This is a genomic window from Methanoculleus sp. 10 (assembly GCF_913757945.1).
Classification (GTDB): Archaea; Halobacteriota; Methanomicrobia; order Methanomicrobiales; family Methanoculleaceae; genus Methanoculleus.
This window is the reverse complement of record NZ_CAJYDP010000011.1, coordinates 17424-32439: the sequence shown is the minus strand read 5'-3', so window position 1 is coordinate 32439 and position 15016 is coordinate 17424. Positions and strand designations below refer to the sequence as shown.

Here is a 15016-nt window from a genome sequence, read left to right as displayed (position 1 = left end):
AAGATCGATAAGTCAAGAGTGCCGGTAATTGAGGATCGTTGCACTAGATGATAAGGTGGTCGAGCAGGATCCGCAGGCCGATGCCGATCAGGATCACGCCGCCGAAGACCTCGATCTTCCGCCCGAAGATCCGGCCTACCGAACCGCCTATCAGCACCCCGGCAGCGGAGAGGGCGAACGTTACGGCGCCGATCGTGACTGCGGGCCAGAAGATCGGCATATCCAGCACGGCAAACGTGACGCCGACGGCGAGCGCGTCGATGCTGGTCGCGACCGCGAGCAGGAGCAGGGTCGCCGTGCTCCCGGCGGCAAACTGCACGGTCTCGCCGTCCCCCCGCACCGCCTCGACGACCATCTTCCCGCCGATCAGGGCGAGCAGCAGGAAGGCGATCCAGTGGTCGTAGGCCCCGATGAACGAAGCGAGGCTCGCCCCGCCGAGCCACCCGAGCACCGGCATCCCCGCCTGGAATCCTCCAAAAAGCGCCCCGACGATGAGGGCGTACCTGAACCGGTCCTCCCGCACGGCGGCGCCCCCGCTGACCGCAACGGCGAACGCATCCATCGCAAGACCGACGGCGATGAGGAGGGTTGTCGCGAACTCCATCTCTCCTGTATACGAGGGGCGCGATACCGGATAACGGTATGGCCCGGCGGCGGTTGATATAAAGCGCTGGAATGCCCTACCGATACGGTGAGATGATACAGATGAGCACACAGAAGATCGGCCTCATCCAGACGACGGCGGGCGACGACCTCGGCCGCAACCTGGAGCACACCCTCGCCCTGGCGAAACGGGCGATCGCGGAGGGTGCCCGGATCCTCTGCCTGCAGGAACTCTACCGGACCCCCTACTTCCCGCAGTACGAGGATAGAGACGCGTCCAACTTTGCCGAGACCATACCGGGAACCTCGACTGAGGCGTTCTCGGCGCTCGCCCGGGAGCACGGCGTCGTGATCGTCGTGCCGCTCTACGAGCGGACGGCGTCCGGCGAGTTCTACAACACGGCGGCCGTCATCGATGCGGACGGGCAACTGCTCCCTCCCTACCGGAAGGTGCATATCCCCTACGACCCGCTCTTCTACGAGAAGAACTACTTCCGGCCGGGGGACCGCTACCGGGTCTACGACACCCGGTACGGCCGGATTGCCGTGCTCATCTGTTACGACCAGTGGTTCCCGGAGGCCGCGAGGGCGGTTGCGCTGCAGGGTGCGGAGATCATCTTCTACCCGACTGCCATCGGCCGGATTGCGGGAGAGGAGGAGCCTCCCGAGGGCGACTGGCGCGATGCCTGGGAGACGGTGCAGCGGGGCCACGCGATAGCAAACAGCGTCCACGTCGCCGCCGTCAACCGAGTGGGCGCGGAAGGCGATATCCGGTTCTTCGGGAGCTCGTTCGTCGCCGACGCTTTCGGGAACGTCCTTGCCCGGGCGGGGGAGACTGACGAGGAGGTTCTCGTCGTGGAGGTCGACCTCACAGGAAACGAGGCCGTCCGGGAGGGCTGGGGGTTCTTCCGAAACCGGCGGCCGGAGACCTACGGGGTGATCACCCAGAAACTCATGCCGGAGAAGACCCCGCAGGCGCTCGGGTACCATATGCCGGCGGAATGGGAGCCGCACGACGCCGTCTGGCTCTCCTGGCCCCACGACCGTGAGACGTTCCCCGACCTTGCAGCGGTGGAGGCGGTCTACGTCGAGATCATCGCGGCGCTCCGCGGGTCCGAGACCGTCAACCTCCTTGTCACCGGTGAGGCGATGCGCACCCGGGTCGAGGCGATGCTGGAGGAGGAGGGCGTCGATACCGGGAACGTCAGGTTCCACGCCACCGGGTACGCCGACGTCTGGTTCCGCGACTACGGCCCGACGTTTGTGGTCAACCATAAGACCGGGGGTCTTGCGATGGTGAACTGGACGTTCAACGCCTGGGGAGAGAAGTACCCGGAACTGATGGCCGATACCCAGATACCGCTCATCATGAACCGGGAGATGGACTTACCTCTCTTTACGCCCGGGATCGTCATGGAGGGGGGTTCGATCGAGGTGAACGGGTGCGGCACGGTGCTCACGACGGAGGCCTGCCTCCTGAACCCGAACCGGAACCCGCGCCTCTCGCGGGAGGAGATCGAGGCCTACCTGGAGGCTTACCTCGGTGCCGGCCACGTCATCTGGCTAAAGCAGGGGATCGCCGGCGACGACACCGACGGCCACATCGACGACATCGCCCGGTTCGTGAACCCGACAACGATCCTCTGCGCCATCGAGGAGAACGAGGACGACGAGAATTACGCGGTCCTGCAGGAGAACTACGCGATCCTCCAGGCGTCGACCGACCAAGACGGCAACCCCTTGACGGTCATACCGCTCCCGATGCCGGGGGCGGTCGGCGGCGAGGAGCGGTTGCCGGCAAGTTACGCGAACTTCTACATCGGGAACACCGTCGTGCTGGTGCCGGTCTTCGGTCACCCAAACGACGAGGTCGCTCTCGCCCGGATCCGGCAGGCCTTCCCGGACCGCGAGGTCGTCGGGATCGACTGCACGGCGATGGTCGCGGGGTTCGGTGCGATCCACTGCGTCAGCCAGCAGCAGCCGTCGGTGCAGGGGGTTACGCCGCGGCCGGAGTGGTGAGGGGTCCTGCCGGCCCGCCCGCGACGTCAACCATTCCCGGGAACGGGCCTCCCCACCGGCATCAGGTAGAGCGGCGTCATGTTCTCCGGGAGCATAAGGACCTCCCGGACCCGGTCATCGTCGAACGCCCCGATCGCGACGGTGGAGAGATCGAGCCCCTCCGCCTGGAGGTAGACATTCTCTGCGGCGTGCCCGGCCTCCATGGCGACGTAGCGTATCCCCCGGTCGCCGTACTTTCTAGTCGTCCGCTCCTGGACCGCGGCGATGACAAGCGTTGCCGGGGCCTCCCCCACGGGGGCCTGGTCGGCGGCCGCTGCCCGGAGGTCGGCCCGCCGGTCCCCGCCGCTGACCCGGACGAGCAGGTGGTCCCCGGGCCGGTAGTGGTAGATCCCCGGTTCAAAGTCCGCGACGTTGCCCGCGACGACGTAGACCTCCAGGGGGTAGAGGGCGCCGGCGGAGGGGGCGGTTCGGTAACCCCGCTCATCCGTGACCCCCTGCGCCGCCCAGAGGACCTGCCCGACGTCGGCAAGCATGAGCGGCACTTCGGCGTAGGCCCGGACAGAACGCCGCTCCCGGAGCGCCTCCTCAACGGAGGTGCTGCTTTCGGGACGGGGGGCCGGGAGGACGACAGCGCCGTCCGGCGGTGCCGGGGTGCTGTTCCCGCCCGTTGAGAGGAGACTGCCGGCGCATCCTGCGGCGAGCACCGCCGCAAGCAGCGCAGCGATGGCGAGGCTGAGGGAGAGATTCGTCAGGTTCATGATACCGGAACGGGGCTGCCCGGGTTGATGAAGGTATCGGAGCCGCTTTCCCGCCTCTACCGCTTCTTCCTCCGCCCGGCCCTCGCGGACGAGAAGGGGAACTTCACCAGGTCGCGGAGGCCTCCCGCCGGGGAAAAGTTCCGCATATCCCGCCGGACCCCCGCGATGAGCTCATCGACGATCTCCTGTTCCTTCGCCTCCCCCTCCTCCTGCACCGCGGCCAGGCGGTGCAGGGAGTAGAGCCCGAGGATGAAGGCGAAGAGGAAGAAGAACTCCCACTGCTGCAGGTCAAGGGTGACAAAGACAAGTTCGCGCACCGGGTCCTTCCAGATCAGGGTCCATATCAGTTCCCGCTCGGCAAAGAAGTCCACGAAGAGACCGCCGAGGATCGGGGCGATCCCGGCGGCGACCGAGTTCGTGAAGGTGCTCGCCGCAAGGTAACTGGTCGCCTGGCCCTGCGGGGCCATCTTTAAGCTGATGTTTCCCGAGGCGAGCGAGACACCCGCAAGCGATATCCCCATGAGGATGTGGATGAGGATGAGCAGCGGGTAGGTCAGGGGGTAGACGTCGGGGAGCGTGACGAACATCCACGCGAAGATCGCGAGCATAAAGAGCGGGCCGCTCACGGCGAGGACCGACTTGTTGGAGTAGCGGTCGGAGACCCGGCCCCAGGACCGGTAGAAGACGATGTTCATGATCTGGCTGAGGACGCCGAGGGCGACGACGACCGATATGTCAAGGCCTATCCTCTGCAGCATGTAGACCGTGAAGAACGGCGCTGCAAGGTTGACGGCGAAGTTCCACGAACCGAGGAAGACGATCAGGTTCCGGAAGTTGATGTCCGCAAAAGGTTTTCTGATGGCGGCGAGCAGACCGTCCTCCTCATCGGCGGTGACCATCCGGGGTTCGGGCGTGCGGGCAAGGAGGGTGATCCCGACGAGGCCGGCGATGAGCCCGAGGAGGAAGAGGGCAGAGTAGCCGTAGGCTGCAAGGTCCGGGAAGACGACTTTCCAGGAGTCGATGAAGAAACCGGCGGCGAGGCTGATGACGAGCGCAAGTGCCGTCGAGAGGGTCATCCGCCGGGAGAAGAAGGCCCCGAGCCGATCCTGCGGTATCAGGTCCCGCATCCAGGAGTTCCAGCCGCAGTGCGAGACCGCCGAGAACGACGAGTAGAGAGCAATCGATGCTATGAGCACGAATACGCCCTGTTCCAGCGAGAAGGCGAACGGTATCAGGATGATGGGTATCCAGCAGAGGCGGGCGGCAAGCGACGCCGCCACGACCACGAGCCTCCTTTTCCTGACGCGGTCGACGATGTAGATCGCGGGCATCTGCAGGAGTTCGGCAAGCGGCGGGATCGCGGCGAGCAGGCCGATGACGGTGTTGGATGCGCCGAGCTCCAGGGCAAAGGCTACGAGGAAGATGCCGCCGGTCAGCGTCACCATCGCCTGGGTGGCAAGACCGTCCCTGATGACGAGTTTTAAGCCGTGCTGGATCTCTTCGTCCGTCAGGTACTCTTCTGTCTCAAAGACCATGGTTTCCTGGATATCCAGTTCTGGTGCTCATGAAACTGTTCACCTTCGGGGATCGCCCGGGGGAGGGCGAGGGCCTTTCGTGCCGGAATCCCGGCAGCGGATCCTGCGCCGGGCGCCATTTTTTGGGTTTTACTGTATAAAAATAGAATTATATTAATTTGTTTGAATGAATCCGCCGGCCGGGATCCTGTGGGGGGGATCCCGGCTCGGCGGCGACCGTTTGCGGGGAGAACCTCTTTTGGCCCTCAGCTCCCGACGACCACGGCGTCCTGAAGTCGGCGCAGAGGGTCAGCCCCCCGTCGACGTAGAGCGTCTGCCCGGTGATGTAGGCGGCCTCGTCGGACGCGAGGAACACGAAGATCGCAGCGACCTCCTCCGGCTCCCCGGCGCGGCCCATCGGGATGTGTTTCTCCACCTCCGCCCTCTTTTCGGGATCCTCCAGCCACTCGCGGTTTATCGGGGTTGCGATGGCGCCGGGGGCGACCGTGTTGACCCGGATGCCCTGCCCGGCGTACTCGAGCGCAAGGGTCCTCCCGAGGGCCCCAAGCCCCGCCTTGCTCGCGGCATAAGGGGCGTAATACGGTTTCGGGATGGCCTCGTGGACCGATGTGTTGTTGATGATGATGCCCCCGCCCCCGCGGTCGAGGAAGTGCCGCACGGCCTCGCGGGCGCAGAGGAACGCGCCCCGGAGGTTCACCGCGAGGACCCGGTCGTAGGCCTCCATATCCGTCTCGTGGGCCGGGCTCGCGGCCTGGATCCCCGCGTTGTTGATCAGGATATCGAGCCTTCCCCATGCGCCAAGGATCTCGTGGAATATGCGCCTGACGTCCTCTTCGCTCGCGACGTCCCCCTGGACCAGCATCTCGCCGCATCCTTTCCCGCGGATGATGTTGCAGGTCGTTCTCGCCTCTTCAAGCGTTATCTCCGCTTCCGTCTCGCTCGTATAGTAATTGATGGCGACGTTTGCGCCCTCGTCCGCGAACCTGATCGCCGTCGCCCGGCCGATGCCGGTCGATCCGCCGGTGACGAGGACGTTCTTTCCTTCCAGCCGTCTCATCCCGCCTCACCTCGTGATCCGGGCCCGGGCGCCTGCCGGGACCCGGCGGCATCCCGCCCGTCCCCGGGCCCCCTGGGGGCCCGAGAGGATATAAAGGTCCCGGCCGGAACTCACCGCCGCCCCTCGATCATCTTCCGGACAAGCGCCCGCCGGTCCGGTTTCCCGGCGGTGAGCGCCTGGAACTTCTCCTCGTAGATCGGTTTTTCGACCGAGTAGAACGTCCCGAGTGCGATCGGCGCCTCTTGATCGTAGTCCCATTCCCGGATCTTTTCTTGAGCGCTCTCGAACCTGCCCGTCTCGACCTCCCCTTCCGCGAGCTCGTAGGCGTGAGCGTCGTAGTAGCCGGTCAGGTTGAAGTAGGTCGCGCAGATCTGGAGGACGTCGACGAACGAGAACCCCCGGTGCAGGATCGCCTCCTTGAAGAGGTCTTTGAGGTGCCGGACCTTCTTCGTGTAGCCCCGGGCGATGTGGGTGGCCCCGGCGGCGAGCATCACCTCGAGGGGGTTGATGGGGTGCTCCGTGATCCCGCCGGGGGTGGAGCGGCCGCGAAACCCAAAGGGCGACGTGGGGGTGTACTGCCCCGTCGTCAGCCCGTAGACCCGGTTGTCGTGGACGATGACCGTGATATCGCTGTTCCGTTTGGCCGCAAAGATGAGGTGGTCGAGCCCTTCCGCGTAGATGTCGCCGTCCCCGACGTGGCAGATGATCTTTAAGTCCGGGTTTGCAAGGCGCATCCCGGTGGCCGCCGGTATCGATCGTCCGTGGATACCGTAGAAACTGTTGACGTTTAAGTAATCGACCAGTTTTCCGTGGCACCCGATCCCCCCGAGGAGGACGAAGTTATGGAGGGGTATCCCCTCCTCCTCCGAGAGTTCGGCGATGGCCGACTTCATCATGTGCTCGATTGCGAAGTTGCCGCACCCGGGGCACCAGGTGTTCTGTGCCGGGCTGATGAGCCCGCCGGCCGGTTTTCCGGCAGGTTGCTCCGGGCTCATGCGAGCACCTCCAGAAGGCGTGCCTCCAGTTCGTCGACGGCAAACGGCCGCCCGTCGTACTTCAGGACCGGGCGGCCGGGGTCGAAACCCTGCTGCCGGAGGAGGCGGGCGAGCTCTCCCGTAGCGTTGTTCTCGACGCAGATGATCTTCCCCGCCCCGATCATCGCCTCCTTCCAGTGCCGGACGGGGAACGGCGCAAGGACGAGCGGCTGGACGACCCGCGCCCCGAACTTTTCGGCGGCCTCGATGCACGCCCACTTCTCCGAGCCCCAGCAGACGATCGTCGCCCCGGAGTTGCGGGGGCCGTAGGCCTTCACCGTGGGGTAGGTCGCAAGTTCCGCCTTGAGGCTCTCGCCTTTCGCGAGCCTCTTCTCCTGCAGCAGCTTCACGTCCGCCGCGGCCTCCGTGGTGAACCCGGCCTCGTCGTGAGCGTAACTGTTCACCCTGACGACGGCGCCTTCCCTCCCCGGGAACGCGAGCGGCGAGACGCCGCCCTCTCGCGGGGCATACCGGCGATACTCCCCGGCTCCGTCCCAGAGCACGGGTTCCTGGTCCGGGTGCGGGACGACAGTCTCGATATCGAAGGAGGAGGCCCCTTCTGCGAGGGTCTTGTCGGTCAGGATGATCGAAGGCACCTGGTACTTCCAGGAGAGCATCAGGGCGGTCGACGACCAGGTGTAGGCCTCCTCGAGGTCGCCGGGAGCGGCGACCAGCCGGGGAAACTCCCCCTGGCCCGCGTTCAGGACGAAGTGGAGGTCGCTCTGGGCGGTGTAGGTCGGCATGCCGGTGCTCGGGCCGGGCCGCTGCCCCATCACGATCGTCACGGGGAGCTCCGCCATCCCGGCAAACGAGAGGCCTTCGGTCATCAGGCAGAACCCGCCGCCCGATGTGCCGACCGCCGCCTTCTCGCCGGCGTAGGCGAGCCCGAGCGCCATCAGGATGACGCTGATCTCGTTTTCAGGGTGGAGGACCTTGATCGAGAAATCTTCGGCGTGTTCGGCAAGGAAGTGAAGGAGGTTTGAGGATGGGGTCATCGGGTAGGCGACGTAGGACTCAAGCCCGCCGTGGACGAGCCCGAGCCCGGCGGCCTCGTTTCCCGTCAGGACCGGGAAGGTCGGGGCATCGAGCGGCTCGACGGTGAAGACGTTCTCCACGGCGTCGTAACCCCTCCCGGCGACCCGGAGGTTTGCCTCAAGGTGCTTTGCGGGGACACTTTCGCGGAGGACCGCCTCGAGGAGATCCCGGTCGATACCCGCCACCTGCGCGAGCGCCCCGAGCATCGCGGAGTTCCCGGTGATCGGGGGTGCGTTCTCCTCCTTGAGGATCGCATCGAGCGGGAGGCCGTAGCCCTGGCCTCTCACCACCGTTGAAGCGTCGTAGACGACGGTCGTGGTGTCGCGGATCCTCTGGCGGTGGTGCTCGATGCTGTTCTGGTCGAAGGCGAGGAGGACGTCGACCGGCGTGCGGTGCGCCCCTATCCTCATATCGGAGGCCCGGACGATCGCGAAGTTGTGCCCGCCCCGGATGAGCGAGGGGTAATCGAAATACATGCAGGTGCGGTAGCCAAGGCGCGAGAAGAGGCGGGCGATGGAAAGGCCTGCCGTATTGATGCCTTCGCCGGCCCTCCCGCCGATCAGCACGGAGTATTCGCTCATGGTTATCAGGCGTGCCGTAGCCTGCCGGCGGGTATATAGGTTGCGCCGCGAGCGGGGGCGTGGTGCGGTCCTGCCGCACCCGGCCCGGAGAGGGGCGCCCCTCAAACCCGGAGGCGTGACGACGCCGGAACCTTGAGGGATGCCGGGACCATCCGCCGCTCTGCGATATCCGCCTTGATCCAGGCGACAAGGTCGAGCAGGCCCGCTTCGAGGGAGACCTCCGGCTCGTAACCGAGGGCCTCTCGTGCGCGGCTAATGTCCGCGATGCAGTGGCGGATATCCCCCACGCGTCCCGCCCCCGTGATCTCGGGGGAGAGGTCCTGCCGCCCGGTTATCGCCATAAGTCGGTCGGCGACGGTCCAGAACGTGTGGGGGCGGCCGCTCCCGATGTTGAACGTCTCCCCCCCGGCGCGGGGGGACTCAAGGGCCAGGCGGAAGGCGCGCGCCACGTCGTAGACGCTCACGAAGTCGCGCTGCTGGTAGCCGTCCTCGAAGAGGTGCACGGAGAGTCCCTGGAGCAGGCGGAACGTGTACTCGGTCAGCATGCCGGAGTAGGGGTTGGCATACCCCTGGTGCGGGCCGTAGACGGAAAAGAGCCGGAGGATGGTCGTCGGGATGCCGTAGGACTCACCGATCACCCTGCACATCTCCTCCTGGTCGTGCTTGGAGACGGCGTAGATCGAGAGCGGCGACGCCTCCTTCGCCTCCGGTGTGGGGAGGGGGTAGATCACCTCGCCGTCCGGGCTCCGGGGCTCCCAGTCCCCCTTCGCCACCTGCCCCGGAGAACGCCGGATCTTCGGGTAGATAGCGCCGTTGTACGAGCAGTACAACCCTTCCCCGTAGACGGCGCTGCTTGAGGCGACGACGAGCCGCTTGACCGGGTGATCCAGTAAGGCCTCGAGGAGGACGGCGGTCCCTGAGGTGTTGACGCTCATGTACTTCTCGATCTGGTACATGCTCGACCGTTCCCCGACGACCGCAGCCAGGTGAATGACGGAGTCGATTCCATCGAGGGCCTCCCGCAGCCGGTGCGGGTCCCGGACGTCCCCGACGACGACCTCAACCCGCCGGTCAAGGTGCCGGGGCCGTTGGCGTTCCGGGCCGTGCACCCGCGGCGTCAGGTTGTCGAGGATGCGGACCCGGTAGCCGTGCTGCAGCAACTCGGTTGCGAGGTGTGACCCGATGAACCCTGCCCCCCCGGTGATGAGGAGGGTCGGACTGGTATCCGTATGCATGGTGTATCAGGGCACACCTGATGCACTCTTCGCATTAAATATTATCGTGAATACAAAATATTATTAAAACTTGTTTATTCCGGTTATCCCGGTGGTTTTTCCCGGCCGCCGGTTCGGTCTGTCCGGATGAGGGAGGCCGGGGAAGGATGGCGCCCATGCCGTCTCCCGCTCACGAATCAAGGATCGCCTCGGCCGCATCGCGGTAGGCCCGCATGACGTAGGGTATGCCGGAGACCGCCTCCGCCTCCTCGGTCAGGGCCATCAGGTCGCTCCGGGCGATTGTCCGGAGGCTGAAGTTCCGGGTCCCGGCCATGATCTGCTGCAGCCCCGTCCTGAATTTCTGCGTGTAGGTGTAGATCCCGACCGCACCGAGCGGGATCTCGTCGATCCGGTCGGAGTACTTCTCCCGGAGCTCCTCGTAGCAGACGAAGATCTCCTCTTTGGTGCGGCCGTACTTCGAGACGGTCTTTGGGAGTTCGCCGGCATCGAGCCACTTTCCGATGTTCTTTCCGACCATGCCGGGGATCATGAGGCCGCGGCCCATGCAGACGGCCCGGACGTAGGGGCTCCCCATGGCAAGCGCCTTGAAGACGTTCGCCTCGTCGGCAAACCCGCCGGCGACGGCGATGTCCGGGACCCGGATGCCCCGCTCCCGGAGCCGCTCGCAGAACTGGTAGGCAAGGGACTCGATGTAGAAGGTCGGGATCCCCCACTCGTTCATCATCGGCCAGGGGCTCATCCCCGTGCCGCCGGGCGCACCGTCGATGGTGAGGAGGTCGATCTTCGCCTCGGCACCGTAACGGATTGCCATCGCGAGTTCGACGGCCGAGTAGGCGCCGGTCTTGAGGGTGACCCGCTTAAAGCCGATGTCGCGGAGCCGGTCGACCTCGTCGAGGAACCCCTCCCGGGTGATGAACCCCACCCGGGAGTGCCGCTCGAACTCCCGTAAGGCGCCGTCCTCGAAGGCCTTCTGCACCTCGCGGATCCCGGGGTCCGGGAGGACGATGTAGCCCCGGCTTTTGAGCTGGTTTGCCTGGGCGAGGCTGTCGACCTTGATCTCCCCACCGATGCACTTTGCGCCCTGCCCCCACTTCAACTCGATCGTATCGAGGTTGTGCTTTGCGGAGACGTACTCGGCGGTCCCAAGCCGTGTGTCCTCCACGTTCAGCTGAACCAGGAGTTCGCCGTACCGGTCGCGGAACTTTCGGTAGATCTCGATCCGGCGGTCCATCTCGGGGGACCTCGCGACCCTGCCGGTGTGGTCGAGCACCAGCCCCGGGTCGACACCACAGACGTTCTCCCCGCAGACGAGCGTGATACCCGATATGGCAGCCCCGATGGCGAACTGCTCCCAGTTCGCGCGGGCGCTCTCGGTCGACCCGAGCGCCCCGGTGAAGATCGGGATCCGCATCGGGACCTTCGCGCTCCACCCGTACTCGGTCCGGGTATCCGCGGCGTAGAATACAGCGGTGTCGGGGCCGGCCTCGGCGCCCTCCGGCAACCCTTTCGCACCGACCGCGTAGCCCTGAATGTTCAGGTGCGAGTAGTCGACCGGGTAGTTCTTATCGGCGCCGGCCGTGATCTCGCCGAACGGGCCGGGGTAGAGGACTTCCCTGCCACGGAAGGAGGAGAGCCAGATCTCGCAGGCCCCCTTGCAGCCGTCGACGCACCGGGTGCAGATCCCGGACATGGGCACGACGTCACGGGAACGGTTGCTGGTTCCCGTCGCTTCGTTTGCGTTCGGTCTTCGCAGATTCATCGTTGCACCAGCAGATTTGTAGATAGAAGATTCCTTCCTCCAATTATAAACTTTTCTGTCGGCCGGAGAGCCGTTCCGGGATCTGCACCGGGTATTTATACTGTCGTATCGCCGGGATGCCGGGAGCGTGACGAAAGGGTAAAATATCTTGATGTAGATGAATGGCTTATGAACTTCAGGTTGCTACCTGCTCTGATTGTGCTTCTGCTCGCGTTTTCGTTCAGTGCCGCCTGCACGGGCTCCGGCGGCGACGCCGGGCCGTCCACGCCGGGGACCGGGACCCCGGCGGCAACGGAAACTCCCGTGCCGACGACAGGGGCCTCGCTCGCGCCCGGCCCGACGCAGACGATGCCGCCGGGCAAAGAGGTTGCGTTCCAGATTACGGCCGGATACCCCTCCCGGTTCACCCACGACCTTACCATCACCTTCAGCGGTGGCAAAGGCCAGGATTTCGTGAACAAAGAGAACGGCATCAATCTTCGCGTGACCAAATCGACCGGGGAGGTCGTCACCAGGACGATGCAGCCGCGCATCGGCGACGCGGTCACCATCAATGAAGCAGAAGGTGAGAACCGGGTTGAGATAACTGTCTCCCTCGTCACGGGAGGTTCATACAAGGTTACAGACGAGATCGTGAAGGTCCCCTGAACCCCGGGTTCCCATTTTTTTGCGGCCGCCGCCCTCAACCGGCGGCAGTCGACTCTTTCTCCACGCTCCACCGTATGAGCAGGCCGTCGTCGAGCCGTTCGGCCTCGATGATGCGCAGCCGTGCAAAATCCACTTCCCTGAGAAAACCGGCGCCGTCGGCAGGCGTGGGAGCGTCCTTGCCGCCGATGACGATGTTGCCGACGAACGTCTGGAGTTCGTCGACGAGTCCCTGCGCAAAAAGCGCCCAGATCAGGGTCCCGCCCCCCTCGACCATCAGCCGCCGGACCCCCTGCCGGTAGAGTTCCGCGAGCAGGGCCGCGAGATCGACGGTCTCATCACCGGCGACGACGACGGTGGCGTGCTCGCCGAGGGCCGCCACCTGTTCCGGGTCCGCCCTGCGCGAGACGGCGACGATCCGTTTCCCGGTCCCCTTGTGGAGGATATCAGCATCCGGGGGGGTTTTCCCGGCACTATCCACGACGACGCGGATGGGGTGTTCGTCCTTCCCGGCCGCTCGCCGCCCGGCCCGGAGTTCCGGCGATTTAACGGTGAGCGAAGGGTTGTCGGCGAGCACGGTGCCGATGCCGACCATGATGGCATCGCTCTCCGCCTTGATCCGGTCGACCCGCGCAAAATCCGCGCTCCCCGAGATCCTCACCTGCCGCCGCTCTCGTGTCGAGATCTTCCCGTCGGCACTCATGGCGACGTTGACGAAGACAAACGGGCGCATATTCCAGGGTTATGCGGCGATCCACATATAGGCTCTCCTCGGAAGCGGTACAGGACACTGCGCGGCGCCTGCCCTCTCCCTCCCGGGACCGGAGAAATATTCGGGATGAGGTTCCCGGCAGGTGAAGGCATATATTTCTTTTTGGGAAAAATTATTTAACTCCTGATGCAATATTCCGAACAGCATATATACCCTTCCCGGATAATTCTCTGTATTCCTTATGTCCGTAAACCGGCGCCTACCGATCCGTCTCCGGGAAGACCTCTTTACCGGAACGGATCTCGTCAAAATGATCGTGGTCGTGTCATTTTCGGCCGTATCGCTTATGTTGACGGCGGTCGCACCGGATTACGGCGTCTATCCCGCCTGTTCCCTGATCTACTGCATCCCGATACTCCTTGCCGCTCTCTGGTACCCCAGGCAGGGGCTCAGGGTGACCGCATTCCTCGTCGCCGGGTTCGCCCTCATCCGGACATACCTCTCAGCCCTCGGCTTTGCCGTAGACCCGGTGATGACGGGACTGCACATGATGATCTTCTTCTGGGTCTTCGGGGCGGCGACCCTTTTTTCGCAGGCCCCTCACCTCGCCATCTCCCGGTGCCGGCAGGTCGTCGAGAATACGCGCGACGCAAAGTTTCTCTGCGATCCAGAGACCCTCCGGCTGCTCTGCGCCAGCAGGCGGTGTGCCGATATCCTCGGGTACGCGCCCCACGAACTCATCGGGACCACGGCAGAGAAGTTCTGGCCGGATGAGGCGGACAGGGCCCGGTTCGCGGCGGAGATGGAGCGGGAAGGCTACATCGGCAATACCGAGACGACGTTTCGCACCAAAAACGGCGAGGACCGCGCGGTCCTCGTATCCTGTCGGGCGCTGACCGCCGAGAACCTCTTCGAGTGCACGGTCGTGGACACCGGCAGGCTCGGGGACGGGCGCGCCGCTCTCATCCAGACAAACGGGCGGCTGACGGAACTCATCCACCAGTCAAACGATATCTTCTTCATGCAGGATGCCGCGGGCCGCATCCTCCACTTCTCCTGGCTGCGCGCCGCCGAGCACGGGATCTCCCCCGAGACACTCGTCGGGCAGGGTGTGGATGCCCTTCTCCCCGCTGATCTCGCCGCGCAGCATATGGCACGGTTCAAGGAGGTGGTCGAGGATCGGAAGAACACGCGCTACGATCTCGACCTGGAACTGGCGGGAATCCGCCATGCCTTCTCCGTCACGATGGCCCCCTATTACGGGGCGGACGGCAGCCTCATCGGTGTCGCCGGGTCGGCGCGCGACATCACCGAGATACGACGGCAGAGACTTGCCGGCAGGCAGATGGCCCTGGAGGTCGACCAGTGGAAAGGGCTCGTCGCCGTCCTCTCCCACGAGCTGCGCACGCCGTTGCAGCCGCTCATCGGGTATCTCCAGATGATCACCGAAGATCCCGGGCACTACGGTCTTACCGGGGAGACGAAGGAGTCCCTTACGACCTGCTTCGAGTGCGCCCGGCAGGAGCAGGCGGTGGTGGAGAGGATGGTCGAGTTGAGCCTGCTTGCAGCGGACCACGTCGAACTCGTCATCCAGGACGTGCCCCTCCGCCGGCTCGCCGATTCCGTCATCTCCGGGAGCGGCTACGACCGGGAAGCGGAATTTTGCAATGAAATACCGGAGGCTGCCCGTCTCTGGGGAGATCACGATCGGCTCTATCAGGTGATGGAAAGCCTGGTATCAAATGCAGTTAAGTATAATGAGCCGCCAAAAAAAATATGGATCCGCTATGCGGAATCAAATAGAAACCATTATATTATGGTGTGCGATAATGGCATCGGTATCGGTGCCGATACCATCAAGTCGATCTTTGGGCCGTTCTATACCGGGGGCACCGAACGACCGAACCGCAACGGGGGACGAGTGGGCCTCGGGCTCTCGATCGCAAATAAGTATGTCGAGCTGCATGGAGGGGAGATAACGGTGACAAGCGTGGTGGGCGAGGGAAGCACCTTCACCATCAGGATACCAAAGGAGGTGTAAAA

Annotated in this window: 12 protein-coding genes; 3 read left to right on the top strand and 9 right to left on the bottom strand. The window is 64.6% G+C overall.

All coding sequences use genetic code 11. The features are described from left to right. Positions 1-43 precede the first annotated feature (43 nt). Positions 44-604 (bottom strand): manganese efflux pump MntP family protein, encoded by a 561-nt coding sequence (locus QZ408_RS12850; protein WP_292492073.1) that lies wholly within the window; start codon positions 602-604, stop codon positions 44-46. Positions 605-705: 101 nt separating this feature from the next. Here QZ408_RS12850 and QZ408_RS12845 point away from each other — a divergent pair, with 101 nt between their 5' ends. Beyond that, on the top strand, positions 706-2622 hold the full coding sequence (locus QZ408_RS12845; protein WP_292492071.1) for an agmatine deiminase family protein: 1917 nt from the start codon (positions 706-708) through the stop codon (positions 2620-2622). A 26-nt stretch (positions 2623-2648) separates the two neighbouring features. Here QZ408_RS12845 and QZ408_RS12840 read toward each other — a convergent pair whose 3' ends face one another. The 7 genes from QZ408_RS12840 to QZ408_RS12810 form a co-directional block, all read right to left on the bottom strand. Further along, positions 2649-3380, bottom strand: coding sequence for a SagB/ThcOx family dehydrogenase (locus QZ408_RS12840; RefSeq protein WP_292492070.1), 732 nt, complete (start codon positions 3378-3380; stop codon positions 2649-2651). 56 nt (positions 3381-3436) lie between these two features. Further along, positions 3437-4915: an MFS transporter gene (locus tag QZ408_RS12835; RefSeq protein ID WP_292492068.1), complete on the bottom strand. Its 1479-nt coding sequence runs from the start codon at positions 4913-4915 to the stop codon at positions 3437-3439. A 148-nt stretch (positions 4916-5063) separates the two neighbouring features. Next, positions 5064-5972: a glucose 1-dehydrogenase gene (locus QZ408_RS12830; protein ID WP_292492066.1), complete on the bottom strand. Its 909-nt coding sequence runs from the start codon at positions 5970-5972 to the stop codon at positions 5064-5066. 110 nt (positions 5973-6082) lie between these two features. Continuing rightward, a complete protein-coding gene (locus tag QZ408_RS12825; RefSeq protein ID WP_292492064.1) occupies positions 6083-6967 on the bottom strand; it encodes a thiamine pyrophosphate-dependent enzyme in 885 nt (294 codons plus the stop codon). Beyond that, the gene (locus tag QZ408_RS12820) at positions 6964-8622 is read right to left on the bottom strand and encodes a 2-oxoacid:acceptor oxidoreductase subunit alpha (protein WP_292492062.1); all 1659 of its coding nucleotides are present in this window, start codon (positions 8620-8622) and stop codon (positions 6964-6966) included. Before QZ408_RS12820 ends, QZ408_RS12825 begins: the two co-directional genes overlap by 4 nt. Before the next feature lie 101 nt (positions 8623-8723). Further along, a complete protein-coding gene (locus QZ408_RS12815) occupies positions 8724-9857 on the bottom strand; it encodes an SDR family NAD(P)-dependent oxidoreductase (RefSeq protein WP_292492060.1) in 1134 nt (377 codons plus the stop codon). Positions 9858-10026: 169 nt separating this feature from the next. Then, positions 10027-11616 (bottom strand): glutamate synthase-related protein, encoded by a 1590-nt coding sequence (locus tag QZ408_RS12810; protein WP_292492058.1) that lies wholly within the window; start codon positions 11614-11616, stop codon positions 10027-10029. 168 nt (positions 11617-11784) lie between these two features. Between QZ408_RS12810 and QZ408_RS12805 the strand changes: the two genes are divergently transcribed. Continuing rightward, complete coding sequence (locus QZ408_RS12805; protein WP_292492056.1) at positions 11785-12264, top strand: hypothetical protein; 480 nt, start codon at positions 11785-11787, stop codon at positions 12262-12264. A gap of 34 nt (positions 12265-12298) precedes the next feature. Here the strand turns inward: QZ408_RS12805 and QZ408_RS12800 are convergent, their stop codons facing one another. Further along, positions 12299-12994 (bottom strand): 2,5-diamino-6-(ribosylamino)-4(3H)-pyrimidinone 5'-phosphate reductase, encoded by a 696-nt coding sequence (locus QZ408_RS12800; protein ID WP_292492054.1) that lies wholly within the window; start codon positions 12992-12994, stop codon positions 12299-12301. A 220-nt stretch (positions 12995-13214) separates the two neighbouring features. Between QZ408_RS12800 and QZ408_RS12795 the strand changes: the two genes are divergently transcribed. Then, on the top strand, positions 13215-15014 hold the full coding sequence (locus tag QZ408_RS12795) for a PAS domain-containing sensor histidine kinase (protein ID WP_292492052.1): 1800 nt from the start codon (positions 13215-13217) through the stop codon (positions 15012-15014). Positions 15015-15016 lie beyond the last annotated feature (2 nt).

What these genes read in the sequence shown, in the direction of transcription:
- QZ408_RS12795 (WP_292492052.1), top strand. Translation starts at nt 13,215, where the DNA reads ATGTCCGTAAACCGGCGCCTACCGATCCGTCTCCGGGAAGACCTCTTT.
- QZ408_RS12810 (WP_292492058.1), bottom strand. Translation starts at nt 11,616, where the DNA reads ATGAATCTGCGAAGACCGAACGCAAACGAAGCGACGGGAACCAGCAAC.
- QZ408_RS12805 (WP_292492056.1), top strand. Translation starts at nt 11,785, where the DNA reads ATGAACTTCAGGTTGCTACCTGCTCTGATTGTGCTTCTGCTCGCGTTT.
- QZ408_RS12835 (WP_292492068.1), bottom strand. Translation starts at nt 4,915, where the DNA reads ATGGTCTTTGAGACAGAAGAGTACCTGACGGACGAAGAGATCCAGCAC.
- QZ408_RS12825 (WP_292492064.1), bottom strand. Translation starts at nt 6,967, where the DNA reads ATGAGCCCGGAGCAACCTGCCGGAAAACCGGCCGGCGGGCTCATCAGC.
- QZ408_RS12840 (WP_292492070.1), bottom strand. Translation starts at nt 3,380, where the DNA reads ATGAACCTGACGAATCTCTCCCTCAGCCTCGCCATCGCTGCGCTGCTT.
- QZ408_RS12815 (WP_292492060.1), bottom strand. Translation starts at nt 9,857, where the DNA reads ATGCATACGGATACCAGTCCGACCCTCCTCATCACCGGGGGGGCAGGG.
- QZ408_RS12800 (WP_292492054.1), bottom strand. Translation starts at nt 12,994, where the DNA reads ATGCGCCCGTTTGTCTTCGTCAACGTCGCCATGAGTGCCGACGGGAAG.
- QZ408_RS12850 (WP_292492073.1), bottom strand. Translation starts at nt 604, where the DNA reads ATGGAGTTCGCGACAACCCTCCTCATCGCCGTCGGTCTTGCGATGGAT.
- QZ408_RS12845 (WP_292492071.1), top strand. Translation starts at nt 706, where the DNA reads ATGAGCACACAGAAGATCGGCCTCATCCAGACGACGGCGGGCGACGAC.
- QZ408_RS12820 (WP_292492062.1), bottom strand. Translation starts at nt 8,622, where the DNA reads ATGAGCGAATACTCCGTGCTGATCGGCGGGAGGGCCGGCGAAGGCATC.
- QZ408_RS12830 (WP_292492066.1), bottom strand. Translation starts at nt 5,972, where the DNA reads ATGAGACGGCTGGAAGGAAAGAACGTCCTCGTCACCGGCGGATCGACC.